Source organism: Micromonospora sp. ZG13, assembly GCF_059359355.1.
The window spans coordinates 218,423-244,283 of record NZ_JCADBQ010000003.1 but is presented as its reverse complement, the minus strand read 5'-3'; the positions used below and the strand labels follow the sequence as shown (position 1 = coordinate 244,283).

At 74.7% G+C, this 25,861-nt stretch carries 23 protein-coding genes; 10 read left to right on the top strand and 13 right to left on the bottom strand.

Annotated features, from left to right (window positions below; genetic code table 11):
• Window positions 1-23 precede the first annotated feature (23 nt).
• The 3 genes from AC5L34_RS08680 to ahcY all read left to right on the top strand — a co-directional run bounded on the left by AC5L34_RS08680 (window position 24) and on the right by ahcY (window position 3,991).
• A complete protein-coding gene (locus AC5L34_RS08680) occupies window positions 24-1,022 on the top strand; it encodes a cation diffusion facilitator family transporter (RefSeq protein ID WP_441174300.1) in 999 nt (332 codons plus the stop codon).
• Between the two features lie 3 nt (window positions 1,023-1,025).
• Entirely contained in the window at window positions 1,026-2,189 is a 1,164-nt protein-coding gene (gene manA / locus AC5L34_RS08675; protein ID WP_441174299.1) for a mannose-6-phosphate isomerase, class I, read from the top strand.
• Between the two features lie 302 nt (window positions 2,190-2,491).
• Window positions 2,492-3,991, top strand: a complete 1,500-nt coding sequence (gene ahcY / locus AC5L34_RS08670) for an adenosylhomocysteinase (RefSeq protein WP_089001900.1) — start codon at window positions 2,492-2,494, stop codon at window positions 3,989-3,991.
• Between the two features lie 137 nt (window positions 3,992-4,128).
• Here ahcY and AC5L34_RS08665 read toward each other — a convergent pair whose 3' ends face one another.
• The 4 genes from AC5L34_RS08665 to AC5L34_RS08650 all read right to left on the bottom strand — a co-directional run bounded on the left by AC5L34_RS08665 (window position 4,129) and on the right by AC5L34_RS08650 (window position 6,672).
• Window positions 4,129-4,296 (bottom strand): hypothetical protein, encoded by a 168-nt coding sequence (locus AC5L34_RS08665; RefSeq protein WP_441174298.1) that lies wholly within the window; start codon window positions 4,294-4,296, stop codon window positions 4,129-4,131.
• Window positions 4,284-5,156 carry a tetratricopeptide repeat protein gene (locus AC5L34_RS08660; protein ID WP_494824397.1) on the bottom strand — a complete coding sequence of 291 codons (873 nt, stop codon included), beginning with the start codon at window positions 5,154-5,156 and terminating at the stop codon, window positions 4,284-4,286. Before AC5L34_RS08660 ends, AC5L34_RS08665 begins: the two co-directional genes overlap by 13 nt.
• The gene (locus AC5L34_RS08655) at window positions 5,153-5,599 is read right to left on the bottom strand and encodes a hypothetical protein (RefSeq protein WP_494824395.1); all 447 of its coding nucleotides are present in this window, start codon (window positions 5,597-5,599) and stop codon (window positions 5,153-5,155) included. The genes AC5L34_RS08660 and AC5L34_RS08655 overlap by 4 nt, the downstream gene beginning before the upstream one ends.
• A gap of 95 nt (window positions 5,600-5,694) precedes the next feature.
• Window positions 5,695-6,672 (bottom strand): RDD family protein, encoded by a 978-nt coding sequence (locus AC5L34_RS08650; RefSeq protein WP_494824393.1) that lies wholly within the window; start codon window positions 6,670-6,672, stop codon window positions 5,695-5,697.
• 99 nt (window positions 6,673-6,771) lie between these two features.
• Here AC5L34_RS08650 and AC5L34_RS08645 point away from each other — a divergent pair, with 99 nt between their 5' ends.
• Entirely contained in the window at window positions 6,772-7,764 is a 993-nt protein-coding gene (locus tag AC5L34_RS08645; RefSeq protein ID WP_441174294.1) for a stage II sporulation protein M, read from the top strand.
• Between the two features lie 25 nt (window positions 7,765-7,789).
• Here the strand turns inward: AC5L34_RS08645 and AC5L34_RS08640 are convergent, their stop codons facing one another.
• From AC5L34_RS08640 to AC5L34_RS08620, 5 genes are read right to left on the bottom strand one after another with little or no spacing between them, the layout of a single operon-like run.
• The gene (locus AC5L34_RS08640) at window positions 7,790-9,100 is read right to left on the bottom strand and encodes a DUF58 domain-containing protein (protein WP_494824391.1); all 1,311 of its coding nucleotides are present in this window, start codon (window positions 9,098-9,100) and stop codon (window positions 7,790-7,792) included.
• A complete protein-coding gene (locus AC5L34_RS08635) occupies window positions 9,097-10,089 on the bottom strand; it encodes an AAA family ATPase (RefSeq protein ID WP_363624103.1) in 993 nt (330 codons plus the stop codon). Before AC5L34_RS08635 ends, AC5L34_RS08640 begins: the two co-directional genes overlap by 4 nt.
• Entirely contained in the window at window positions 10,086-11,651 is a 1,566-nt protein-coding gene (locus AC5L34_RS08630) for a DUF4350 domain-containing protein (RefSeq protein ID WP_494824389.1), read from the bottom strand. Before AC5L34_RS08630 ends, AC5L34_RS08635 begins: the two co-directional genes overlap by 4 nt.
• A complete protein-coding gene (locus AC5L34_RS08625) occupies window positions 11,648-12,214 on the bottom strand; it encodes a DUF4129 domain-containing protein (protein WP_494824388.1) in 567 nt (188 codons plus the stop codon). The genes AC5L34_RS08630 and AC5L34_RS08625 overlap by 4 nt, the downstream gene beginning before the upstream one ends.
• Window positions 12,211-13,053: a hypothetical protein gene (locus AC5L34_RS08620; RefSeq protein ID WP_494824386.1), complete on the bottom strand. Its 843-nt coding sequence runs from the start codon at window positions 13,051-13,053 to the stop codon at window positions 12,211-12,213. The genes AC5L34_RS08625 and AC5L34_RS08620 overlap by 4 nt, the downstream gene beginning before the upstream one ends.
• A 199-nt stretch (window positions 13,054-13,252) precedes the next feature.
• On the opposite strand from AC5L34_RS08620, the gene mtrA reads away from it, so the two are divergent.
• From mtrA to hpf, 5 genes are all read left to right on the top strand, one after another.
• A complete protein-coding gene (mtrA, locus tag AC5L34_RS08615; RefSeq protein ID WP_089001893.1) occupies window positions 13,253-13,942 on the top strand; it encodes an MtrAB system response regulator MtrA in 690 nt (229 codons plus the stop codon).
• A 12-nt stretch (window positions 13,943-13,954) separates the two neighbouring features.
• Entirely contained in the window at window positions 13,955-15,742 is a 1,788-nt protein-coding gene (gene mtrB / locus AC5L34_RS08610; RefSeq protein ID WP_441174289.1) for an MtrAB system histidine kinase MtrB, read from the top strand.
• Entirely contained in the window at window positions 15,739-17,535 is a 1,797-nt protein-coding gene (locus tag AC5L34_RS08605; protein ID WP_441174288.1) for an LpqB family beta-propeller domain-containing protein, read from the top strand. Before mtrB ends, AC5L34_RS08605 begins: the two co-directional genes overlap by 4 nt.
• 5 nt (window positions 17,536-17,540) lie before the next feature.
• Window positions 17,541-18,245 (top strand): ComF family protein, encoded by a 705-nt coding sequence (locus AC5L34_RS08600; RefSeq protein ID WP_441174287.1) that lies wholly within the window; start codon window positions 17,541-17,543, stop codon window positions 18,243-18,245.
• A 249-nt stretch (window positions 18,246-18,494) separates the two neighbouring features.
• Complete coding sequence (gene hpf, locus AC5L34_RS08595) at window positions 18,495-19,124, top strand: ribosome hibernation-promoting factor, HPF/YfiA family (RefSeq protein WP_441174286.1); 630 nt, start codon at window positions 18,495-18,497, stop codon at window positions 19,122-19,124.
• Between the two features lie 134 nt (window positions 19,125-19,258).
• On the opposite strand, the gene AC5L34_RS08590 is transcribed toward hpf, so the two are convergent.
• Window positions 19,259-20,368: a GNAT family N-acetyltransferase gene (locus AC5L34_RS08590; RefSeq protein ID WP_441174285.1), complete on the bottom strand. Its 1,110-nt coding sequence runs from the start codon at window positions 20,366-20,368 to the stop codon at window positions 19,259-19,261.
• Window positions 20,365-21,528 carry a GNAT family N-acetyltransferase gene (locus tag AC5L34_RS08585; RefSeq protein WP_441174284.1) on the bottom strand — a complete coding sequence of 388 codons (1,164 nt, stop codon included), beginning with the start codon at window positions 21,526-21,528 and terminating at the stop codon, window positions 20,365-20,367. The genes AC5L34_RS08590 and AC5L34_RS08585 overlap by 4 nt, the downstream gene beginning before the upstream one ends.
• A gap of 160 nt (window positions 21,529-21,688) precedes the next feature.
• Here AC5L34_RS08585 and secA point away from each other — a divergent pair, with 160 nt between their 5' ends.
• Window positions 21,689-24,610 (top strand): preprotein translocase subunit SecA, encoded by a 2,922-nt coding sequence (gene secA, locus AC5L34_RS08580; protein ID WP_494824383.1) that lies wholly within the window; start codon window positions 21,689-21,691, stop codon window positions 24,608-24,610.
• 113 nt (window positions 24,611-24,723) lie between these two features.
• Here the strand turns inward: secA and AC5L34_RS08575 are convergent, their stop codons facing one another.
• Together AC5L34_RS08575 and AC5L34_RS08570 are read right to left on the bottom strand one after the other, a co-directional pair.
• A complete protein-coding gene (locus tag AC5L34_RS08575; RefSeq protein WP_494824381.1) occupies window positions 24,724-25,320 on the bottom strand; it encodes an Rv3235 family protein in 597 nt (198 codons plus the stop codon).
• A gap of 104 nt (window positions 25,321-25,424) precedes the next feature.
• Complete coding sequence (locus tag AC5L34_RS08570) at window positions 25,425-25,652, bottom strand: helix-turn-helix domain-containing protein (protein WP_089001884.1); 228 nt, start codon at window positions 25,650-25,652, stop codon at window positions 25,425-25,427.
• Window positions 25,653-25,861 lie beyond the last annotated feature (209 nt).

Sequence of the window (25,861 nt, the reverse complement as noted above, 5' to 3'; positions counted from 1 at the left end):
GCGCGACGCGACGGAGCGACCGCGTGAGCGCCAACGGTGGTACGAAGGCGATCGTCGCCGCCCTGCTGGCCAACGCCGGCATCGCCGTCACCAAGTTCGTCGCGTTCCTGCTGACCGGATCGTCGTCGATGCTGGCGGAGTCGATCCACTCGGTGGCCGACTCCGGCAACCAGGGTCTGCTGCTGCTCGGTGGACGGCGGGCCAAGCGTGCGGCCACCCCGCAGCACCCCTTCGGCTACGGCCGGGAGCGCTACATCTACGCGTTCATCGTGTCCATCGTGCTGTTCAGCGTCGGTGGCCTGTTCGCCCTCTACGAGGCGTACCACAAGTGGTCGCACGAGGAGGGCATCACCTCGTGGCACTGGGTGCCGGTCGTGGTGCTGGTGGCGGCGATCATCATGGAGACGTTCTCCTTCCGCACCGCGATCGTCGAGTCCAACCTCGTCCGGGGCAACCAGTCCTGGGTGAAGTTCGTGCGGCGGGCCAAGGCCCCCGAGCTGCCGGTGGTGCTGCTGGAGGACCTGGGCGCGCTGGTCGGTCTGGTCTTCGCGCTCTTCGGCGTCGGCATGACGCTGATCACCGGCAACGGCCGGTGGGACGCGGTCGGCACCGCGATGATCGGTGTGCTGCTGGTGGCGATCGCGATCATCCTCGCCATCGAGACCAAGAGTCTGCTGCTCGGCGAGGGCGCCGAGGCGCAGGACGTCGCGGTGATCGAGAAGGCGGTCACCGACGGGCCGGAGTTCGAGCGGATCATCCACATGAAGACGCTCTACCTCGGTCCTGAGGAGCTGATGGTGGCCGCCAAGGTGGCCGTGCCGGCGGGCGTCACCGCGGAGGTGCTGGCCCGCAGCATCAACACCGTCGAGACCCGGATCCGCGCCGCCGTGCCGACGGCCCGGGTGATCTACCTGGAGCCGGACATCTACAGCGTCGCCGCCGAGCGTGCGGGCGCCGGCGCGGCGTCGTCCGCCGCGGCGGGGGCCGAGCCGGGTGAGGCCGCCGGGCGGCCCGGGAGCTGACCGGTGGAACTGCTGCACGGTCCGATCCGCGACTACGCCTGGGGGTCCCGCTCGGCCATCGCCGAGTTGCAGGGGCGGCCGGTGCCGAGCGACGGCCCGGAGGCCGAACTGTGGCTGGGCGCCCACCCGGGCGCCCCGGCCGCGGTCGACCGCGACGGCAACCGGGTGAGCCTGACCGACCTGCTGCTCGCCGAGCCGGACCACTGGCTCGGCGAGCGGCTGGTCGGCCGGTTCGGCACCCGGCTGCCGTTCCTGCTCAAGGTGCTCGCCGCCGACGCCCCGCTGAGCCTCCAGGCGCACCCGGACGCCGAGCAGGCCCGCGCCGGGCACGCCGCCGACGCGGCCCGCCCCGACGGGCAGCGCAACTACGTCGACCCGTACCACAAGCCGGAGCTGCTGGTGGCGCTCTCGCCGATGGAGGCGCTCTGCGGTTTCCGGGACCCGGCCGCCTCGGCGGCGGTGCTGACCGGTTTCGGCGTACCCCCGCTGGAGCCGGTGCTGGCGGCGCTGCGCACCGGCCCGGCCGGCCTGCGCGAGGCCGTACGGCTGCTGCTGACCTGGCCGGTCGACCGGCGCGACGCGCTGGTGGCGGCCGTGGCGTCGGCGCCGGTCGCGGGGCCTGACGCGGAGCTGGCTCGGAACCTGGCCGCGGCCTACCCGGGCGACCCCGGGGTGCTGGTGGCGATGCTGCTCAACCGGGTGCGGCTGGCGCCCGGCGAGGCGATCTGGATGCCGGCCGGCAACCTGCATGCCTACCTGCGCGGGACCGGCGTGGAGATCATGGCGGCCAGCGACAACGTGCTGCGCGGCGGGCTGACGCCGAAGCGGGTGGACGTCGAGGAGCTGCTGCGGGTGCTGCGCTTCGAGGTGCTCCACGACCCGGTGGTGCCGCCGCTGGAGGTGGCCCCGGGGCTGGTCACCTGGCCGGTGCCGGTGGAGGACTTCGCGCTGCACCGGGTGACGGTGGACGCGGGGCTGCCGCAGGTGACGGTCGAGGTGCCGGGGCCCCGGGTGGTGCTCTGCCGCTCCGGCGAGGTCTCGGTCGACGATGGGGCCGGCGCGGTGACGCTCGGGCCCGGTCGGGCCGCCGTCGGCAGCGCGACCGCCGGAGCGCTGCGGGTGGGCGGCGCGGGGGAGGCGTACGTCGCGAGCTGCGGCCTGCGCTGACCGGCGCCCGGGGCGGCGACACGAGTCCGACTTTTCCGGAATAGCTTGACTCTCCCTTGGCGCAGTGTGACTCTATGGGTACGCAGCGTTATCGCGACGACGGTCCGAGAACGCGCGCGGGGGAACCAAACCGGGGGGATGCACGGGGCGGGCGGCCATGGACGGGACTTCGTCCACGACCGGTCGCCCCGTGCGCTGTCCGCCGATGTCTTCGTGTCCTCTTCACCCGGCCGGTCCTCGCGGCGGCGGCTCGCGAGCGTAAGGTGAATGGTCGCGCAGCACATCGTCCGACAGGAGATTCCATGACCAGCACCCTCCCGGCGTCCGCCAGTGGCACGCCGTCCGAGGCCCGGCCGAGCACTCTCGCCGAGGGCGACTACAAGGTGGCGGATCTGTCGCTCGCCGAGTTCGGGCGCAAGGAGATCCAGCTCGCCGAGCACGAGATGCCCGGCCTGATGGCGATCCGTCGTGAGTTCGCCGACGCCCAGCCGCTCGCCGGTGCCCGGATCACCGGGTCGCTGCACATGACCATCCAGACCGCCGTCCTGATCGAGACCCTGGTCGCGCTCGGCGCGCAGGTCCGCTGGGCGTCCTGCAACATCTTCTCCACCCAGGACCACGCCGCCGCCGCGATCGTGGTCGGCCCCGACGGCACCCCCGAGGCCCCGGCCGGCGTTCCGGTCTACGCCTGGAAGGGCGAGAGCCTGGAGGAGTACTGGTGGTGCACCGAGCGGGTGCTCACCTGGCCCGACGGGCAGGGCCCGAACATGATCCTCGACGACGGCGGCGACGCCACCCTGCTGGTGCACAAGGGCGCCGAGTTCGAGAAGGCCGGCGCCGTCCCGCCGGTCGAGTCCGCCGACTCCGAGGAGTACGCGGTCATCCTCGGCGTGCTCCACCGCTCGCTCGCCGAGGACGGCCAGCGGTGGACCCGGATCGCCGCCGGCATCAAGGGCGTGACCGAGGAGACCACCACCGGCGTGCACCGGCTCTACGAGATGCACCGGGCCGGCACCCTGCTCTTCCCCGCCATCAACGTCAACGACTCGGTGACGAAGAGCAAGTTCGACAACAAGTACGGCTGCCGCCACTCGCTGATCGACGGCATCAACCGCGCCACCGACGTGCTGATCGGCGGCAAGATGGCGGTCGTGCTCGGCTACGGCGACGTCGGCAAGGGCTGCGCCGAGTCGCTGCGCGGGCAGGGCGCCCGGGTCGTGGTGACCGAGGTCGACCCGATCTGCGCACTCCAGGCGGCGATGGACGGCTACCAGGTCGCCACCCTGGACGACGTGGTCGAGCAGGCCGACATCTTCATCACCGCCACCGGCTGCTTCGACGTCATCACCAACGAGCACATGGCCCGGATGAAGCACCAGGCCATCGTCGGCAACATCGGCCACTTCGACAACGAGATCGACATGGCCGGCCTGGCGAAGCGTTCCGACGTCGAGCGGGTCAACATCAAGCCGCAGGTCGACCTCTGGAAGTTCGCCGACGGGCACGCCATCATCGTGCTGTCGGAGGGCCGCCTGCTGAACCTGGGCAACGCCACCGGCCACCCGAGCTTCGTGATGTCGAACTCGTTCGCCAACCAGACGATCGCCCAGATCGAGCTGTTCACCAAGACCGAGGAATACCCGATCGGCGTCTACGTGCTGCCCAAGCACCTCGACGAGAAGGTCGCCCGGCTGCACCTCGAGGCGCTCGGCGCCAAGCTGAGCACCCTGACCAAGGAGCAGGCGTCCTACCTCGGCGTCTCCGTGGAGGGCCCGTTCAAGCCGGAGCACTACCGGTACTGATCCCGGCCGCACCGACCGGGCCGACCGCTCCCCGCCGAGCGGCCGGCCCGGTCGGCTTTTCCGGGGGCGGGCGCGCCGCCGGCACGGGGGCGAGCCGGCCGGCGTTGCCGCGCGGGCGGACGCGTGCCGCCGGGCGGTCAGTCCCGGTGCGAGCGGCGGCGGGCGGGGCGGACCCAGCTCCACACGCACCAGGCGAGCCACGCCACCGACACCACGGCGGCCAGCACGCGCAGGCGCAGCGCGTCGAGCAGCAGCACCACGGCGAGGACGGCCAGCCACGGCCCGAACGCCCTCACGACCGCCACCGGCCGAGCACCATCCGGCGGACCAGCGGCGGAGCGATCCACGACCAGACGCAGAAGAGCATCCAGGCCAGGGCGAACAGGCCGCCGAGCACGTCCAGGCCGGCCGCCGAGAGCAGCACGATCACGCCGACCGCGAGCAGCCAGGTGCGCAGGATCCCCAGCCGGTAGAGCGGACGCAACGGCAGCAGCAGCGGGTGCGCGTACACCCGGGTCTCCCAGGCGGCGTCGGCGTAGTCGGCGTCGGTCGGGTCCTGTGCCGACGCCTGCCCGAAGGCGCGGTGCGCGGCGCCCACCCGGCCGCGCTGGGCGGCGGCGACGCCGTGCAGGGCGAGGGCCACGGGGTTGCCCGGCCACGCCCCGAGGAACTCCCGGGCCACCCGCTCGGCCGCCCGGTCGTCACCCCGGGCGTACGCGAGCTGGAACCGCGAGGCGAAGACGGCCGGCGCGTCCGGCGCGATCGCCGCCGCGCGGGCCACCAGGCGTTCCGCCTTGTCCGGCTGGCCGGCGGCCAAGCAGAGGTCGGCGTACTGGCAGAGCAGCCACGGGTTCTCCGGCTCGATGGCGAGCGCGTCGAGCAGCGCCCGCTCGGCGAGGGCGTGCTCGCGGCGGTGGCGCAGCGCGAGGCCGAGCCGGCCGAGCAGTTCGGCGTCCGGGCCGTGCTCGGCGAGCCCCTGCCGCGCCACGGTCACCACGTCGTCCCAGCGGTCGAGCACGGTCAGCGCGCCCGCCCGCAGCCGGAACGCGAGCCGGCTGGTGGACAGCGGGGCGGGCAGCCGGTCGACCTCCGTCAGGGCCTGCTCCGGGCGGTTCACCTCCAGCAGGTGGGCGACCCGGGCGAGCTGCGTCTCCGGGCCGGTCACGCGACGGCCACCAGGAAGACCAGGACGGCCTCGGTGAAGCCGAGCACCAGCACCGCCCCGAGGCCGGGCAGCCACAACGACGCGGGCTGGCCGCCACGCAGCTCGTACGACCGGAACGGGCGCTTCTGCGTGGCGGCGGCCACCAGCCAGACCAGCGCGCCGGCCAGCGCCCCCACCAGCCGTACGGGTCGGCCGGCCCCGTCGTCGACGATCGCGAGCGTCATCGTCAGCCGGGCGAGCAGCCCGGCCAGCCCGGTGCCGAGCACCGCCAACTGTGCCGGGCGGGACACTCCGAGCCGGCGCCCGTTGAGCAGGGCGAGCACGGTGACGGCCGTCGGGCCGCCGAAGACGGCGGGAAAGATCAACGACTGGGGCCGCCACGGCGGGCGCCGCGTCTCGTACGCCGCCGGCGCGATCGTGGGGGTGAACAGGTCGTCGGCCACGGTGATCCTGTCTCGGTAGGGGCGAGCCGGATCCTGCCACAATCGACGCGCGGCCCGCCTCCCCCCGGACGGTTCGGGGCGACCGTCCAGCCCGCTCAGCTGCCGGCGTCGGGGACCGACCCGCCGCCGTCCCACGCCGACGGGGCAGCCGCGGGCCGTACCGCCGGAACGGCCCGCGCCGCCACGGCCTGCGCGGGCGTGGCCTGCGCCGGCATGGCGGTCCGGGGCACCGGCGCGAGGTCGGGCGCCGGCGGCCGGATCGGGTTCGCGGGTGCGGGCGGCGCGAGCACCAGTTCGGGCCAGAGCGACGCGGCGGCCGTCCGGCCGAACGCCAGCCGGTACCGCGCCCGTCGGTGTCGCTCGCCGAGGACCGCGGCCAGGTAGACCGACTCGGGCATGCCCGCGGGCGGGGGCGGCGCGATCACCGCGGAGACCTCGGTCCACAGGCCGCGCCCCAGCCGCCCGCGCGCCGGCTCCGCGAGCTGGTGCACCCGCGCCAGGTACTGCCGGGCGGCCAACGCCAGGCCGTCGTCCAGCCGGCTGAGGTCCGCCGTGCAGGCCCAGCCGGCCAGCGCGGGCACCGCCGTCGGAACCGGCCGCCAGGCGGTCGCCGCGCGGGTGTGCACGACCAGCGTGCCCGCCACCAGGTCGCCCAGCCGACGCCCGCGCCGGTCGGTCAGCATCACCGACACCCCGGCCACCCAGCTCAGCAGCGGCAGCACCAGGCCGGGCCACTCCACGGCCACGCCGACCAGCGCCCGGATCAACGACTGCCGCGCGGCGACCGGGGCGCCGTCGGCGCTGACCACGCGCAGCCCGACGGCCATCTTGCCCAGCGTGCGGCCGTGGTTGAAGCGCTCGCACAGCACCGGGTAGCCGACCAGCACCAGGATCAGGCCCACCGTCGCGAGCCCGCCGGCCAGGGCGCCGTCGACCAGCCCGTCGGGCAGGCCGAGGAGCGCGGCGCCGACGCTCATGGACAGCGCCAGCATGAGGGCCGCCTGGGCCAGGACGTCGAGCAGCAGCGCGAGCACCCGGGAGCCGATCCGGGCGGCCCGGACGTCCAGTTCCACGGCCTCTCCGCTGACCAGCCCGGCGTCTGCCCACGGTGCGGGTCGCGGTTGTGCTCTCACCCCGACAGTGAACACTATGATCCCCGGACGGGGGTGACGGTGGATCTCGACGCGTACGTCGCGGAACACGGCGGACAGTGGCGACGGCTGGAGGAGCTCTCCGGGCGCGGCCGGCTCGACGCCGCCGAGGTCGACGAGCTGGTCGCCCTCTACCAGCGGGCCACCACCCAGCTGTCGGTGCTGCGCAGCCGCTCACCCGACCCGGCGCTGGTCAGCCAGCTCTCCCAGGTGGTGCTGCGTGCCCGCGCCCGGCTCACCGGCCGACCGCGCCCGTCGTGGGCGGCGGTCGGGCGGTTCCTCGTGGCCGGCTTCCCCGCCGCCGTCTACCGCGCCTGGCCCTGGTGGTGCGGGGTGGCGACGGGCTTCACCCTGCTCAGCCTCTTCCTGATCTGGTACGTGGCCGACAACCCGCAGACGGCGGCGGCCTTCATCGGCGACGAGGCGGCCGCCGACCTGGTCGAGTCCGGGTTCGCCGGCTACTACACCGAGTACGCCGCGCCGACCTTCGCCTTCCACCTGTGGACGCACAACGCCTGGCTCGCCGCCCAGTGCCTCGCCGCCGGGGTGCTGATCGTGCCGGTGCTCTACCTGCTCTGGCAGAACGCCCTCAACATCGGCGTGGTCGGCGGGGTGATGGTCGCCTACGGCCGCGCGGACGTCTTCTTCGGCCTGATCACCCCGCACGGGCTGCTGGAACTCACCGGGGTCTTCGTGGCCGCCGGCGTGGGCCTGCGCATCGGCTGGTCCTGGATCGCGCCACCGACACAGCTCACCCGGGGGCAGGCGGTGGCCCGGGCCGGCCGCGAGGGAGTCCTGGTCGCGGTCGGGCTGGTGGGGCTCTTCGCGGTCTCCGCCGTCATCGAGGCGTTCGTGACCCCGGCGCCCGTGCCGGTCCCGCTGCGCGTCGCCGTGGGCGCCGCCGTCTGGCTCGCCTTCCTGGCGTACGTGGTGCTCCTCGGCCGCCGCGCGGGTGCCGCACCCTCCGGCGCGCACGACGGGGACGACGTCCTCGATCTCCACCCGGGACGCTGACCCTCGGTGCCGGCCCCGAGCCGCCTCAGAGCTGACCGAGGGCCTTGAGGCGCAGGTAGGCGTCGGCCAGCGTGGAGGCCAGGCGGCCCGCCGGGGCGTCCACGACCGTCACGCCGTGGCGACCCAGGGCGGTGCGGACGCGGTCGCGTTCGGCCAGGGCCCGCCAGGCCGCCGCGGCGGCGTAGGCGTCCGCCGGGCGCTGCGGGACGGCGGTGGTGAGGGCGGTCAGCACCGGATCGTGCGTCGCCGCGACCACCACCCGGTGCCGGGCGGCGAGCCGGGGGAGCACCGGCAGCAGCCCCTCGCCGAGGGCGCCCGCCTCCAGCGCCGTGAAGAGCACCACCAGGCTGCGCTGGCGCTGCCGGCGCAGCAGCTCGCCGGCGATCAGGTCGAAGTCCGTCTCCGCCAGCGTCGGCTGGAGCGGGGCGAGGGCGTGCACCACGCGCGGCAGCAGGGCCGGCCCGCCCGTGCCGGTGACCGTGGCCCGTACGGCCGTGTCGGCCGCGAGCACGTCGACCCGGTCGCCGGCGCGGGCGGCGAGGGCGGTGAGCAGCAGGGCGGCGTCGATGGCGGTGTCCAGCCGGGGCTCGTCGCCGACCCGCACCGCCGAGGTCCGCCCGGTGTCCAGCACGCACAGCAGCCGGCGGTCCCGCTCCGGCCGCCACGTACGCACCAGCACGTCGGCCCGGCGCGCGCTCGCCCGCCAGTCGATCGAGCGCACGTCGTCGCCGACCACGTACTCGCGGAGGGTGTCGAACTCGGTGCCCTGGCCCCGCCCGCGGCTCACCTGGGTGCCGTCGATGACCCGCAGCCGGGACAGCTTCTCCGGCAGGTGCCGGCGGGAGTCGAAGCGCGGCAGCACGCGCAGCGTCCACGGCGGCGTGGCCGGCCGGCCGGAGCGCTGCCGGAATCCCAGCCCCAGCGGCCCGAACGAGCGCACCGTCAGCGCCACCGCCGGCCGGTCGCCCCGCCGCAGCGGGGTCAGCCGGCTGGGCAGCGCCACGGTCACGCCGGGATCGACGCGTACGAGCCGCGACGGGGGCACGTCGGGGCGGGCACCGGCGGAGGGCACCCAGGCGTCGCGGACCTTGGCCCGCAGCGTACGGCCGGAGGGGTTGTGCAGCAGCAGCGCGACGGTGGCGGTGCCGCCGAGCCGGACCGCGCGGTCCCCCTGCCGGGCGGCCGTGAGCGCACCCGGCGGCGCGGCCAGCGCCCGGTCGAGCAGCACCAGCAGCAGCACCGCCCCGGTCATCACCAGCAGCCCGACGAACGGCGCCGGCCAGGCCGGCAGGGTCAGCGCGCCGACCGCCAGCAGGAGCGCCGCCCGCCAGGTCATCGCGGCGTCGGCACGGTGGCGAGCACCGTGTCCAGCACCGCGTCCACGCCGACGCCCTCCAACTCCACCTCGGGGCGCAGCCGCAGCCGGTGCCGCAGCGTCGGCCGGGCGACCGCCTTCACGTCGTCCGGTACGACGTGGTCACGGCCGGCCAGCCAGGCCCACGCCTTGGCGGTGTTGAGCAGCGCCGTCGCGCCCCGGGGCGAGGCGCCCAGCTCCAGCGCCGGGGTGTTGCGGGTGGCCCGGCAGAGGTCGACGATGTAGCCGAAGAGCGGCTCGGCCACGTGCACCCGGCCGACCGCCGCCCGGGCAGCCGCCAGGTCGGCCGCGTCGGCCACCGGCCGTACGCCGGCAGCGGCCAGGTCGCGGGGGTCGAAGCCGGCGTGGTGCGCGCGGAGCACGCCCAGCTCCTCGTCCCGGTTGGGCAGCGGCACGGTGAGCTTGAGCAGGAAGCGGTCGAGCTGCGCCTCCGGCAACGGGTAGGTGCCCTCGTACTCGATCGGGTTCTGGGTGGCGGCGACGATGAACGGGTCGGGCAGCGGCCGCCGATCGCCCTCCACCGAGACCTGCCGCTCCTCCATCACCTCCAGCAGCGCCGACTGGGTCTTCGGCGGCGTCCGGTTGATCTCGTCGGCGAGCAGGAGGTTGGTGAAGACCGGCCCCTCGCGGAAGGTGAAGGCGGCGGTGTGCGGGTCGAAGATCAGCGAGCCGGTGACGTCGCCCGGCATCAGGTCCGGGGTGAACTGCACCCGCTTGGAGCCCAGGTCGAGGGCGGTGGCCACGGTGCGGATCAGCAGCGTCTTGGCCACGCCCGGTACGCCCTCCAGCAGCACGTGCCCGCGGCAGAGCAGGGCAATCACCAGGCCGGTGACGACCGCGTCCTGCCCGACGACCGCCTTGGCGACCTCGGTACGCAGCCGGTGCAGGGCGGCGCGCGGGTCGACGGGCTCGATGGTCGACGGCTCGGCGGTGCCGGCGGGTCGGGTCACCGGGGGTCTCCTTCGGCTCGGTGCGGATGCGGTGCGGCAGGCGGTGGCGGCCCCTCGGCGGGCGGCGCGGCGGCCGGGGGCGGTCCGTCGGTGGCCGGGGGCGGTCCCTCGTGGAACGGCACCGCGGCCGGGTGCGGGACCCCGGCGGGCGGGGGCGGTCCGTCGGCGGTGTGCGGGGCGACGGCGCGGGTGAGCCGGTCCAGCGCGCGGGCCAGGTCCAGCAGGTCCCCGTCGGTCTCGGGCTCGGCGCCGTGCAGCACCTCGTCGGTCCACCGCGGGTCGTCGCCGGTACGGGCGGCCACCGCGGCGGCCACGTCGGCCGGCGGCGCGGTCGGCGGCAGGTGCAACCGGGGCGTCAGGCGGTCGAGGGCGGCGGCCCGCAGCGTCCGGGCGGCCGCGTCCCGGGCACCGGCCTTCTCGTAGAGGCGGGCGCGGCCGAGCACCGTCTCGGCCGAGCGGACCGAGACCGGCAGCGGCTCGGGAGCCGGCGGGCCGAGCCGCCGGGCCCGCCAGAGCGCGGCCAACAGGGCGGCCACGGCGAGTTGGGCCAGCAACGCCCACAGCCAGCGGGGGAAGGCGGACCACAGCGGGTTCGGCGGGGCGGGCCGGTCGGCCCGCGAATCGCCCTCGCCGTCGTCGTTCCTGTCGCCGGCGGTGTTCCCGCCGGGACCGCCGGGATCCCCGTCGCCGGTGCCGGTGCCGGTGCCGTCGCCGTCTCCGCTGCCCGGTCGGCCGTCCCCGGTGGAGCCGCCCGGCGTGGGCGACCAGGCCGGGCGGCCGGTGCTGCCGTTGCCGAAGACCGGCGGGGGTTCGGGGCCGTCCAGGTCGAGCCACACCACCCGACCCGGCCCGCCGAGCAGCGCGGTGGCGAACGCCCGGTTGTCCCACTCGTCGATCCGGTCGTTGCGGAACGGGTCGCTGGCGCCCACCACGACCGTTGCGTCGGGGACCCGGGGCAGCAGGGCGAGCCCGTCGGCGAAGCAGAACCGGACGGGCGCCGAGGCGCCCGGGGTGGCCGCGTAGCGTTGCAGCCCGACCGCCGCCCGCCCCAGCTGGCGCAGCTCGGGCAACGGGCAGGGCAGGCCCCGCGCGTCCGGCCCCACCGCCTGCGCGGCCCACCGGCGGCCGGCCGGCTCCACGGGCAGCCCGACCGCCTCCAGCACCCGGCGCGGCGGATCCACCAGCACCAGCCTGGTGGTCGAGGGCAGCGAGTCCAACGCGCCGACCGTGTCGGGGTGCAGCAGGGTCGGCGCGGGCACGAAAAGCGTGGTCGCACCGCTGCGGGCGGCCAGCAGCGCCGGCAGCGTCTCCGTCTCCCGCTGCACGGTGACGCCCCGCTCGCGCAGCGCGTCGGCGAGCCGGCTGCCGCCGTCGTCCCCGGTCGCGACGGGGGAGAGGAACCCCCGGTCGTCGGGGTCGGGCTGGTCGACCGCGTGGGTGACCAGGGTCGTGGTCAGCAGCAGTGCGGCCAGGCCCAGCGGGATCAGCAGCCGGTGCCGGCGGCGTTGGGGAGCGGCGGCGGTCCGTGGGGCCGGCGGGGCGGCGGTGGCGGGTGCGCTCATGCTCGGGGCCCGTCCTCGGGGTGCCCGGTCAGCACCCGGTCCAGCTCGGCGGCGTGCTCCCGCATCCGGTGGTCGTGCTCGACGGAGGCGGGGCGCTGGCCGTACCAGACCTCGGAGAAGACCGCCCCGGCGGCGCCGAGCGGCGGGCCCACCTGCGGCCGGCTGTCCGTCGCGGCGCGTACCAGCTCGACGACGGTCATGCCGGGCTGCGGCTGCACCACGCGGCGGGCGGCCAGCTCCCGGACCATCGCCCGCAGCCGCTCCCGGACGGCCTCGGCGTACCGGCCCTCGGCGGCGAGCCGGTCCGCGAGGGAGACGTACGCGGCGGCCGCCAGCTCCGGCTCGCGGGGCGCGGGGACGACCGGCTGCCCGGCGGCCTCCGGCGGCGCGGGCCTGCGGCGTCGGCGCAGCCGGGGCAGCCGCCGGGGGATCCAGGCCGGGAACGTGTACCAGCCGACCGCGACCAGCACCGTGGCGAGCACCAGCAGCAGCGCGACCAGGGGCAGCGGCACCCGGTCGCCGAGCGCCGCCGTGGTCTCGGTCCACCACCGGCTGAAGCTCATCGCCCGGCCGCCAGCAGGACAGCCCCGGGCGTGCCCGCCCTGGCCCGGGAGAGCCGGATGTCCAGTCCCTCGGTACGCATCCGGGTCTCCAGGTGCAGCACCGCGTCGAGGCAGGCCAGGGCCGGGTAGGCGACGGCGTTCACGCCCGCCCAGACGGCCAGCGACAGCCAGCCGGCCCAGGCCCGGTCGACGAGGTCGAACGAGTCCAGCCCGAGGTAGACGCCGATGCCGAGGCCCAGGCGCACGATCCACCACACCAGGTAGCCGAGCAGCCGGATCCAGCCGGCCCGGCCGGCGCCCCGGACGGCCAGGGCGGCGGAGCGCAACGGGGCGCGCAGCGGGTGCACCCGGTCCACGACCAGCGCCGGCGCCACGGCGCCGAGCAGGGCGAAACCGACGATCCAGACCGGCCCGAACAGCGCGAACCCACACATCACCACGCCGACCAGGACGGCCAGCAGCAGGGTGGCGCCCCAGCGCGCGCCGGCCGGGCGGAGCAGCTCCCGGGCCCCGACCGTACGGCCGAGCAGCGCGGCCCCGGCGGCGCGGGCGGCCGGGTTGCCCAGCAGCAGGACGACCACCGCCTCGGTCGCCGCGCCCACCGCCAGCAGCAGCCAGTACGCCCCGAACCGCCCGGACTCCAGGAACCACACGGGCGGCGCCGTGCCAGCGAAGAGGCGCAGCGGGTACAGCAGGAGCTGCTCGGCCACGGCCAGCGCGAGGGCGACCGGCACCAGCACCCGGGCCTGGGCGCGCAGCAGCAGGACCGCGGAGTCCAGCAGCTCGCCGACCGTGAGGGGGCGGCGCGGAAGCACGGCGGTCGGGCCGGCGTCGGGCACGCGTACTCCTGGGGAGGGACGGCGGTGGCGCGTGACGGCGCACGCGGGGATCATGGTGACACGCCCGTTCCGATCGGGTGGACCCGCACGTCGGGGCGGCGACGCCGGGCACCTGTTGCTGGGCGGCGACGTCCCACGGCAGTACCGTGCCGGGTGACGGGGATCCCACCTAACTGAAGGGGATGGAAACATTAACCCCATGAGAGCCCGGGTACTGGTGGTCGACGACGACCCCGCGCTCGCCGAGATGCTCGGCATCGTCCTGCGCAGCGAGGGCTTCCTGCCCTCGTTCGTCGCCGACGGCGAGCGGGCGCTGGCGGCGTTCCGCGAGAACCGCCCCGACATCGTCCTGCTCGACCTCATGCTCCCCGGCATGAGCGGCATCGACGTGGCGCGGTCGATCCGGGCCGAGTCGGGCGTGCCGATCGTCATGCTGACCGCCAAGAGCGACACGGTCGACGTGGTCCTCGGCCTGGAGTCCGGGGCCGACGACTACGTGGTCAAGCCGTTCAAGCCCAAGGAGCTGGTCGCCCGGATGCGGGCGCGGCTGCGCCGCGGCGAGGACGTCGCCCCGGAGATGTTGACCATCGGGCCGCCCGGCAACCAGATCACCATCGACGTCCCGGCGCACACCGTCAGCCGCAACGGCGAGGAGGTGAAGCTGACGCCGCTGGAGTTCGACCTGCTGGTCGCGCTCGCCCGCAAGCCGCGCCAGGTCTTCACCCGCGAGGTGCTGCTGGAGCAGGTCTGGGGCTACCGGCACGCGGCGGACACGCGGCTGGTCAACGTGCACGTGCAGCGGCTGCGGGCCAAGATCGAGCCGGATCCGGAGCGGCCGGAAATCATCCTCACCGTGCGGGGCGTGGGCTACAAGGCGGGCACCGGATAGCCTGGTCACACTGTGGCCACCTCCCCCATCCCGGACCCCCCGACGGCAGTCCCGCGCCGGCGCGTCGCCGCGCGGGAGCTGTGGCGTGGCGTGCACGGCCGGGCCGCGCGCCTGCTCGCCGGCCTGCACCAGGCCTGGCGGCGGTCGCTCCAACTGCGGGTGGTGACCATCACACTGGTCGCGTCCAGTCTGCTGGTGGGCGGTTTCGCCTACCTGATCGCCGACAAGATCACCGGCATCCTGGTGGAGAACGTCGAGACGGACGTGCGGGTGCGGCTGGGCAGCGGCGCGGACTACGCGGCGAAGCAGTTCGGCCTCTACAACCAGCCGCAGGAGACGCAGCTCCAGGAGACCATCGAGGGCACGGTCAACTACCTGGCCGGCGGCGACCCGCAGCAGACCACCGGCGTGATCGTGGCGCTCGCCGCCGACAACCACACCGACGCCATCCAGCCGCGCTCCTCGCCCGCCGTCAACGTCCGTCCGCTGATCAGCCCGGAGCTGCGCGAGACGGTCGCCGGGGGCAAGGTCGCCAGCCAGATCCGCACGGGGCGCCTCGGCGAGGAGCGCACGAAGTACCTGGTCTACGGCTCCCCGGTGCCCACCCGGTTCGGTCAGGTGGAGCTCTACTACCTCGTACCGCTGGCCCGGCAGGACGCCACGGCCGCCGAGGTCCGGGACACCGTGGCCGCCACCGGAGCGGCCCTGGTGCTCCTGCTCGGCCTGCTCGCCGGCCTGGTCACCCGGCTGGTGGTGACCCCGGTACGGGTCGCCGCCCGGACGGCCCAGCGGCTCTCCGCCGGCCTGCTCGACCAGCGCATGGTGGTCAACGGCGAGGACGACCTCGCCCTGCTCGCGGCGTCGTTCAACCAGATGGCCACCAACCTGCAACGGCAGATCCTGCGGCTGGAGGAGATGTCCCGGCTGCAACGCCGCTTCACCTCCGACGTCTCGCACGAGCTGCGCACCCCGCTGACCACGGTCCGGATGGCCGCCGACCTGATCTTCGCGGAGCGCGACGAGTTCGACCCGGCGGTGGCGCGCAGCGCCGAGCTGCTCCAGGCCGAGCTGGACAGGTTCGAGGAGCTGCTGACCGACCTGCTGGAGATCAGCCGCTTCGACGCCGGCTTCGCCATGCTCGACTCCGAGCCGACCGACCTGGTGCCGGTCGTGCACCGGGTGGCCGACCGGCTGGCCGGCCTCGCGGAGCGCGTCGGCGTGGCCATCGAGCTGGACGTCCCCGGCACCCCGGTGATCGCCGAGGTCGATCCCCGGCGGGTGGAGCGGGTGCTGCGCAACCTGGTCGGCAACGCCGTCGAGCACGGCGAGGCCAAGCCGGTGCTGATCACGCTCGGAATGGACGACACGGCGGTGGCGATCACCGTCCGCGACCACGGGGTGGGGCTCAAGCCGGGCGAGGAGAAGCTGGTGTTCAACCGCTTCTGGCGGGCCGATCCGTCCCGGGCCCGGCAGACCGGCGGCACCGGGCTGGGCCTGTCGATCAGCCTGGAGGACGCCCGGCTGCACGGCGGCTGGCTGGAGGCCTGGGGTGCGCCCGGACAGGGTGCCCAGTTCCGGCTCACCCTGCCGTCGCGGGCCGGCGACCGGTTGACCACCTCGCCGTTGCGCCTGGTGCCGGCCGACGCCGCGCTGCCCTTCGGCGGGCCCCGGTCGGGCGGGCTGCTGGCCATCGGCCCCGGCACTCAGGGCGCCCTCGCGATCGGTCCGGGCACCGACGGCGCGCTGACCGTCGGTCCGGGGCGGCCGGGCAACGGTGGGCACGCGGAGGTGGGGTCGTGAGGCGTCGGCTGCTCGCCGGACTGCTCGGCGGCGCGCTGCTGCTGGGCGGCGTGGCCGGCTGCGGCATTCCGGAGAACACCGAGGTCCGGGTGGACGGGCCGGGACCGGCGGCGGAGGGCGGTTCGACCAGCGGCAGCCGGGGCGAGCCCCCGAGCCGGAGCGCGGCCGGCACCGACGCCGAGCAGTTCGTCCAGAACTTCCTCTCCGCCGCGGCCGGCGAACCGGACGGGGCGTACCAGCGGGTCCGGCAGTTCATCGTGCCGGCGGACCGCGACCGCCTCCAGACCAAGCAGGGCAGCGAGGTCACGCTGGCCGTCGTCCGGCTCACCGAGGAGCCGGTGCCCGTCTACGCCCCGGACCGGACCGAGGTCACCCTCAAGGTGCAGCAGGTCGGGCAGCTGCGCACGGACGGCACGTTGGCCCCGCCGGAGACGAGCACCACGACCTACACCTTCGAGCTGCGCAGCCAGGCCGGGCCGGACGGCCTGACGGACGGCGGGCTGTACGTGGCGAACCCGCCGACCGCGTTGCTGCTCAGCGTCGAGGCGCTGGAGACGTACTACCAGAGCCGGACGATCTACTTCTGGAACAACGACCGCACCCGGCTCGTCCCCGACCAGCGTTACCTGCCGCTCGCCGTGCCGGACGAGCGGCGGGTCAGCGAGGTGGTCAAGTGGCTGACCGCCGGGCCCTCGGCCTGGCTCGGCACGGCCGTGCGCCGGCTGCCGGACGGCACCCGCCTGATCAACAACGCCACCCGGACGGACGGCCGCTGGGAGGTCGACCTGGAGATGCCGGAGGACAAGGCCCGGCTGGAGCAGCTCGGCACGCAGCTCGCCTGGTCGCTGTCGGACCTCGACGGGCCGCTCGACATCAAGATCCGTAACCAGTCGCAGGAGTTCATCCCCGACCTGGAACGGCGCCGCCTGGACCGCCCGGTGCACCAGCTCCCGGAGAGCTTCCAGCGGTTCTGCGTCTACGAGGGCGCCGTCCACCCGCTGGCCTACCCGGGAGAGCCGACCGGCCCGGTGCCCGTGGACCCCAAGGCGAACCGGAACGTCGTCTCCGCCGGGCTCAGCCGCGCCGACAACCAGATCCTGGCGGCGCTGGTGGTCTCCGACGCCAACCGCCAGTGGCTCTCCGTCGGCACCGGCACCGACCCGGTGGCCACCTTCACCCGCAGCGCCAAGGGGTACGCCGCCATGGGCCAGCCGGTCTGGCTGCGCTCCACGTACCGGGGGCAGCCGGCCGGGCTCGTGGTCGCCGACGGGAGCCTCTACCGCTTCGACGCCCAGGCGCAGCTCACCGCCGTGCCGCTGGGCGTACCCGGTCCGGTGACCGCCGTGGCGGCCTCGCTGGACGGGCACCGGATCGCCGTCATCGCCGGGGGCACGCTCTACGTCGCCGCCCTCAGCCCCGACGGCGCGGGGGCGACCCCCGGCCCGGCCCGTCGGCTGCACACCCGGCTGACCAGCCTGTCGGCCGTCGACTGGTACGGCGAGAACACCCTGGTCCTCGCGGGCGCGGTCGGCCGCCCAGCGGTCTACGAGGTCAGCGTGGACGGCGCCCGGGAGAGCCGGTTGGAGGACAAGATCGGCGCCCGGGTGACGCACCTCGCCGCGTACCCGGCGAACGCGGTGGGTCGCCTCGGCGCCGCGATGTACGAGGCGAACGGGGTCGCGTACCGCAGCAGCCCGTTCGAGCGGATCCAGCCGCAGCAGGTGCAGGAGGTCACGCCGCCGTCGGCCGGGGCGCGCGCCGGCAACCCGACCGCCCCCTTCTTCCTCTACTGATCTCCGTGCGGGATCTCGGCGGGCTCTGGGCGGACCTCACCGACCTGGTGCTGCCCGTGGAGTGCGCCGGCTGCCGGGAACGCCGACCGGGGCTGCGGCACGGCGTCTGCCCGGAGTGCGTGGCGGCGCTCGGCGCGTTGCGCCCCAGGGCCGTACGCCCCACTCCCGCCCCGCCCGACCTGCCGCCCTGCGTCGCCCTCGGCCCGTACGCCGGCCCGCTGCGGGAGGCGCTGCTGGCGTACAAGGACCACGGGCGGCACGGGCTGGCCCGGCCGCTGGGGGCGCTGCTCGCCGAGGTCGTGGCGGCGGCGGTGGGTGAGGCCCGCCCGGTGACGCTGGTGCCGGTGCCGGACACCGCGGCGGCGGCCCGCGCCCGCTACGGCGACCACCTCGGCCGGCTGACCCGGCACTGCGCGGACCGGCTGCGCCGGGCGGGCTGGCCGGTGCGGGTGCGCCGTCCCCTGCGGGCCCTGCCCCGACCCGACTCGGTGACGCTGGACAGCGCCGGCCGCGCGGCGGCGGCCGAGTCGGCCTTCCGGGTCCGCCCGCGGGTGCCGTCCGTGCCCGACGGGGCGGCGGTGGTGGTGCTCGACGACATCCTCACCACCGGCGCCACCCTCGCCGCCGTGGGGCGGGCGCTGACGGCGAGCGGGCTGTCACCCACGGTCGCCGCGGTGCTCGCCGCGACCGAGAAACGGCACCGGCCGTAGCGCTGCGTGTTTCCGTTTCACCCGTTGGTGTATGAGCCGTGAAAAATTGTGGGCCGTCCCGGCGACTGGGGGTGACTGTCGGGCGAATTGGAGTTAGCGTTTTCGTGTCGGGGGTAGGAGGTCTTTCCACCCGCTCCCGGCGGTGAAAGGAGGCGTAGCCGCACTGACCGGTCGACGCCGAGTGGGACCTCCCCCGGGGGCGCACGACCGGATGTTGGAACGAACGACCGTCCGAACTAGGGAGGTCACATGGACATCGTGGTCAAGGGCCGTAACGTCGAAGTGCCGGATCACTACCGGGTGCACGTGGCGGAGAAACTCGCGAAGATCGAACGTTACGATCACAAACTTATTCGTGTCGATGTAGAGCTTTTCCACGAGCGCAATCCGCGCCAGGCGGACCACTGCCAGCGCGTCGAAATCACCTGCGTTTCCCGTGGCCCGGTGATCCGGGCGGAGGCCTGCACGAACGACTTCTACAGCGCGCTCGACGCGGCCATCGCCAAGCTGGACACCCGGTTGCGCCGGGCGGCCGACCGCCGCCGCGTCCACCGCGGACGGCACGCGCCGCTCTCCGTCGCCGCCGCCACCGCCGGCCTGCCGGTCGCCGGTCTCGACGGGCCGCTGGGTGCGTCCCCCGACGGCTCCGCCACGGCCACCGCCGTGGCCGAACGGGTCGAGGAGGAGCACGACCAGCCCTGGCACATCGCGCGGGAGAAGGTGCACCCCGCCGAGCCGATGACCGTCGACGAAGCCCTGTTCCAGATGGAACTCGTCGGCCACGACTTCTACCTGTTCCAGGACAAGGAGTCCGGCCGCCCGAGCGTCGTCTACCGACGGCACGCCTACGACTACGGAATCATCTCCCTGGACGCCTGAGCCGCCCGCGCCGTGGTGGTGGCCCACGCCGCCACCACGGCCCCGGGCCGGCCTCCGGGCGGCCCGCCCGCCCGCCGCGTCGGCGCTCGACTGCGCGGCGTCGACGCCCGGCGTACCTCCCGGACTGCCGCCGGTCAGCGCAGATCGTCGGGGAGCAGCCCGAAGACCAGGTCGTCGAGGCGGGTGCCGGACGGTCCCGGCAGGCGCCCGCGCAGCAGGCCCTCCCGGCGGAATCCCACCCGCTCCAGCACCCCGTGCGAGGGGGTGTTGTCGGGCACGGTGCCGGCCACCAGCCGGGCGAGCCCCGCCGGGCCGAACGCCCAGCCGGCCAGGAGCCGCACCGCCCGGGTGGCCAGCCCGCGTCCCCGCCGCTCGGGCAGGAGCGCGTAGCCGACCGAACCCTCACCGGCCGCCGGGTCGGAGATGCTGAGCCCACAGCTGCCCGCCGGCTCGCCGGTGACCGCGTCGAGGATCAGCAGCCGGGCGATGGCCCCGGTGAGCCACGCGCTCTCGGCAGTCAGGCAGCGCCGCTCGATGGCCGCCCGGGTCGGCGGCACCGGCGGGGCCTGGTTCGCCACCACCTCCGGCCGTGAGTGCAGCCGGTACATCAGGTCGACGTCGTCCGGGCCGAGCCGGCGCAGGGTCACCACGCCGTCGGTCAGCCGGCCCTCGGGCAGGTCGGGCAGCGCCCGGGGGGCCGGGCCGGGCGGGTCGTCGGCGAGCCGTACCCACACCAGCAGGTCCGTCCGGCCGCCGCCGCGCAGCTGGCCGGCCGCCCGGCGTACGCCCTCGTGGCGGAAGCCGGCGGCGAGCGCCACCCGCTGGCTGGCCGGATTCTCGGCGTGGGTCAGCAGCTCCAGCCGGTCGACGCCGTGGCGCAGCGCGGCGTCGGCCAGGGCCCGGGTCGCGGCGGTGGCGACCCCGCGCCGCCGCGCCCACGGCGCGACCCAGTAGCCCACCTCCGCCTGCCGGCGCGGCGTCACGACCTGGCCGATGCCCGCGCCGCCGACCAGGCGGTCGGTGGCCGGATCGGCGATGGCGTACGCGGCCCCGCCGCTGGCCCAGGCGGCCGGGGCGCCCTCGGTGATCCACCAACGGGCGTCGGCCTCGGTGTACGGCTGCGGCATGCCGGGGTTGAACCGCAGGTTGACCGGGTCGCCGCAGCCGGCGGCGAGGTCGGCGGCGTCGGCGGGGCGGAACTGCCGCAGCCGCACCCCGTCGGCCTCGATCGTCTCCGGCGTCATGCCAGGTCCCCGGCCAGCAGCGCGCCGACCCAGACGTCCACCCGCTGGTCGCGGTGGGTGAGCCCGCCCCGGGCGATGCCCTCGACCGTGAAGCCGGCCTTCTCGGCGACCCGGCGGGACGCGGTGTTGCCGACGTTGGCCCGCCACTCGATGCGGGCCAGGCCCAGCGTGGCGAAGCCCCAGGCGCTGAGCGCGGTCAGCGCGGCCGACAGGTGGCCGCGGCCCCGGGCCCGGGGGTCGGCTATGAAGCCCACGTCGGCCAGCAGCGGGTCGGCGGCGGAGAGCCGCAGGTCGATCGTGCCCACGTACCGGTCGTCGACGTCGGCGACCACGAAGCAGGCGCTGCTGCCGCCGGCCCAGGTGCTGCGCGTGTAGGCCAGGTACGACTCGGCGTCCGCCCGCTCGTAGGGATCGGGCAGGCTGGTCCAGCGGATGGTCTCCGGGTCCCGGCAGGTGTCGACGATCGCGTCCAGGTCGCGCTCCTCCATGGGACGCAGCCGCATCTCGGTGCCGCCGGCGGTGGCGAAGAGGACGGGCGGGGGTGCGCCGAATACGGCGGCGCGGCGGGCCTCCAGGGTGCCCGGGCCGACGGGACCGGTCTCGCCGGGTGCGGGCACCTCGCCGGGGAGCAGTGAGCCGATCCAGCCCGCGGGGCTGCCGTCGGGGGCGGGGTCGGCGAGGCGCAGCCGGCCCTCGACGCGGAAGCCCGCCCGGAGCGCGACCAGGCGGGAGGCGTGGTTGCCCACCTCGGCCTGCCAGATCAGCCGGCGCAGCTTCAGCGCGTCGAACGCCCAGCGGGCGACGGCGCGGCTGGCCCGGACGGCCACGCCCGCACCCCGGGCCCAGGGCGCGGTCCAGTAGCCGATCTCGCCGGAGCGCAGGCCGGTGTCGATCGAGACGAGCCCGCAGGAGGCGAGCAACTCGCCGGTGGCGGCGTCGCAGACCGCGAACGGCGTCCCGGTGCCCGTCGCCCAGTCCGCCGTGGCTACCTCGGTCACGAACCTGTGTGCGTGTTCGGGCAGGTACGGGCGAGGTACGGTGGTCCAGCGCTGGATGTCCGGGTCCTGGCACGCCCGGTGCACAGCGTCGGCGTCGGTCGCCCGCCAGGGGCGCAGCAGCAGGCCGTCCTCGGTGATCTCCACAGGTTCCACCCGAGCCATCGTGCCGGACCGTTCGCGGACGGCGTAACCGGATTTCGGCGGCGCGGCGCGTGCCGGGCGTGTTATGTCGGTTTCGCCGACTCGGAGGGCCGCCACCAGTGACCATCGCGCCGATGGAGCGCCTACGATGGTTCGAGACTGTCTAGGGGAGCGTTGATCCGTGTCGATTCTGGAAAAGGTCCTCCGCGCGGGCGAGGGCCGTATGGTGCGCCGGCTGAAGGCCATCGCCGCCGCCGTCAACTCGATCGAGGACGACTACGTCAACCTCACCGACGACGAGTTGCGCGGCATGACCGACCAGTTCAAGGAGCGGCTCGCCGACGGCGAGACCCTCGACGACCTGCTGCCGGAGGCGTTCGCGGTCTGCCGCGAGGCGGCCGCCCGGGTGCTCGGCCAGCGGCCCTACGACGTCCAGGTCATGGGCGGCGCGGCGCTGCACTTCGGCAACATCGCCGAGATGAAGACCGGTGAGGGCAAGACCCTGACCTCGGTCATGCCGGTCTACCTCAACGCGCTCTCCGGCGAGGGCGTGCACGTCATCACGGTCAACGACTACCTGGCCCAGCGGGACGCCGCCTGGATGGGGCGGGTGCACGAGTTCCTCGGCCTCACCGTCGGCGTGGTGCTGCCCAACCGGCCGGCCACCGAGCACCGGGCCGCCTACGAGTGCGACATCACGTACGGCACCAACAACGAGTTCGGCTTCGACTACCTGCGCGACAACATGGCGTGGTCGAAGGAGGAGCTGGTCCAGCGCGGCCACAACTTCGCGGTGGTCGACGAGGTCGACTCGATCCTGATCGACGAGGCCCGCACCCCGCTGATCATCTCCGGCCCGGCCGAGCACTCCGCCCGCTGGTACTCGGAGTTCGCGGGCGTCGTGGCCCGGCTCCAGCCCGGCAAGGACGGCGAGGGCGACTACGAGGTCGACCACTCCAAGCGCACCATCGCGGTCACCGAGCGCGGCGTGGCCAAGGTCGAGGACCGGCTGGGCATCGACAACCTCTACGAGTCGGTCAACACCCCGCTGGTGGGCTACCTCAACAACGCCATCAAGGCCAAGGAGCTCTACAAGCGCGACAAGGACTACATCGTCAGCGACGGCGAGGTCCTGATCGTCGACGAGTTCACCGGGCGCATCCTGCACGGCCGCCGCTACAACGAGGGCATGCACCAGGCGATCGAGGCCAAGGAGGGGGTGGAGATCAAGCAGGAGAACCAGACCCTGGCCACCATCACCCTCCAGAACTACTTCCGCCTCTACGAGAAGCTCTCCGGCATGACCGGTACCGCCCAGACCGAGGCGGGCGAGTTCAACAAGGTCTACAAGGTCGGCGTGGTGACGATCCCGACCCACCGGCCGATGGTCCGGCAGGACCGGCCGGACGTGATCTACAAGACCGAGAAGGCCAAGTTCAACGCCGTGGTGGAGGACATCGCCGAGCGGCACGCGATGGGCCAGCCGGTGCTCGTGGGCACGGTCTCGGTCGAGAATTCCGAGATCATCTCCCAGCTCCTGCGCCGGCGCGGCATCCCGCACTCCGTGCTGAACGCCAAGTTCCACGCCCGTGAGGCCGAGATCGTCGCCCAGGCCGGCCGCAAGGGCGCCGTCACCGTCGCCACCAACATGGCCGGTCGTGGCACCGACATCCTGCTCGGCGGCAACGCCGAGTTCCTCGCCGCCAACGAGCTGCGCCAGCGTGGCCTCGACCCGATGGAGCACGAGGAGGAGTACGCCAAGGCGATGGAGGAGGTCCTGCCCCAGTGGAAGCAGGCCTGCGACGCCGAGGCGGAGGAGGTCGCCGCCGCCGGTGGCCTCTACGTGCTGGGCACCGAGCGGCACGAGTCCCGCCGCATCGACAACCAGCTGCGCGGTCGGTCGGGCCGGCAGGGTGACCCGGGCGAGTCCCGCTTCTACCTCTCCCTCCAGGACGAGCTGATGAAGCGCTTCCGCTCCGGCGCCGTCGAGGCGGTCATGGAGCGCTTCAACATCCCGGAGGACGTGCCCATCGAGTCGAAGATGGTCACCAAGCAGATCAAGAGCGCGCAGGCCCAGATCGAGGGCCAGAACGCCGAGATCCGCAAGAACGTCCTCAAGTACGACGAGGTCATGAACAAGCAGCGCCAGGTGATCTACGCCGAGCGGCTGCGGGTGCTCAACGGCGAGGACCTCTCCGACCAGGTCCGCAACATGATCGACGACGTCGTCGAGGCGTACGTGCGGGGGGCCACCGCCGACGGCTACGGCGAGGACTGGGACCTGGAGCAGCTCTGGGCCAGCCTCAAGCAGCTCTACCCCGTGGGTATCACCATCGAGGAGCTGGAGGAGGAGGCCGGCGGCTCGCGGGCCGGCATCGACGCCGACTTCCTGCTTTCCCGCCTCAAGGACGACGCGCACGCCGCGTACGACCGGCGCGAGGAGCAGCTCGGCGAGGAGGGCACCCGCCAGCTGGAGCGGATGGTCCTGCTCCAGGTCATCGACCGCAAGTGGCGCGAGCACCTCTACGAGATGGACTACCTCCAGGAGGGCATCAGCCTGCGGGCGTACGCCCAGCGCGACCCGGTGGTGGAATACCAGCGCGAGGGCTTCGACATGTTCGCCACCATGATGGACGGCATCAAGGAGGAGACGGTCGGCTTCCTCTACAACCTCGAGGTGCAGGTCAACGAGCCGGAGCCGGAGGCCGAGGAGGTCCAGCTGCTCGACAAGCCGGTCGAGATCCGGGCCAAGGGCCTGGGCCGGGCGCCGCAGCAGCAGGGCCTGCAATACTCCGCGCCGACCATCGACGGCGAGGCCGGTGCCGGCGCGGTGGCCGTCGAGCGTGCCGAGCAGCAGGCGCCGGCGCTGGGCGTCGGTGGCCCGGCCCCGGCGGCCCCGGCCGCGCCGGGGACGACCGCCCCGGCGGCGCCGCAGCGCCCGGCGTCCGGCCAGCGCGGCCCGGGCGTCCCGGCGGCCAGCAGCCGGCGGGTGGCGCCGGGGCAGGCGGAGGCCGGCAACGGCCCGTCCCGCAACGCGCCGTGCCCGTGCGGGTCCGGCCGGAAGTACAAGCGCTGCCACGGCTCCCCCAACGGCGGCGCGTGACAAGCAGTTGAGCGGGCCCGCGCCCGCCGGAGCAGTCGAGCCGTGGTCCTCGTGGACCACGGCTCGCTTCCGTCTCGGCGAACGTCCGGGCGCCGTGGCCGGAGCCCGGACGCTCAGAGCACCTGTAGGGCCGTGCAGAGCCAGCTGCCCCGGCGGTGCTCCAGGCGCAGCGCCATCGCCCAGGTGCGCCCGCCCGCGCCGGCGAGGACCGCGGCGACCTCGACGGCGGCGGCGCGCGGCTCGCAGACCCGCAGCCGACGCAGGCGTACGGCCGGCCGGGTCGACCGGCGGCGGACCGGACCGGAGCGGGCGGTGGCGCGGGCCAGCTCGGGCAGCAGCCCGGCGGCCCGGGACGGATCGAGCAGCGGCCTGAGCTGCCCGGGCGGGCGGTAGCCGTTGATCACCTCAAGGCAGGTGCCGACGAAGCGGTGCGCGGCCCGGGTCGCCTCGGGGGTGGCGGTCACGAGCGCGTCGAGCGGCAGCGGGGCGGCGCTGCGCCGGCCGGGGCCGGTCGGCGCGGGTCGCTGCCGGCGGCCGAGCGGTCGGTCGGCCTCGCGTCGGGCCGGCTCGAACAGGTCGAGCACGAGCTGGGCGTGGCCCGGGGCCGGCCAGTGGGCGGCGTCGTCGTCGGTGAACGGCGGCTCGAACGAGGGGGCGGGACGCAGCCGGACGGGAGGCCGCGCCGGCCCGGGACGGCGGGGGTCGGTCATCCGGGAACCTCCCATGATTCCTGCGTTTGCTTCCGTTTGCCTTCGACGGACTCCATTCTCGGGCATGGCAGAGCCCTCGGTCAATGCCCGGCGGATCGGCCCGGTTACTCGGGGTCGCGCTCGGTCAGCGGATTGCTGCGCACCCACTCGGCCGTCTCGGCGTACTTGCGCTCGATGTACTCCTCCAGCCGGGCACGCTCCACGCGCCACTGGCCGCGTCCGCCGATCTTGATCGCGGGCAGCTCGCCGCTGCGCACCATGTGATAGACCTGCGAGTCCGACACGTTCAGCTCGGTGGCCACGTCGGAGAGCAGCAGGAACCTCGGCTCCACGAGAACCCCCGGGGTTGGCGTCGTTTGGTTCAGTTTGCCACCGACCACCGACGTGGCCCAGCCGACGGGTCGCGACCTGCGGCGACGCCTTCGCGGGACACACCGGCGGGGCGCTTCCGCCCGCACAGGTCGCGGTGTATGACGGTCACGGGATAGGGCATGATCGGCCGGGACCGGCGGAGGCCGGCACGGAACCTGAGCGGGGGAGA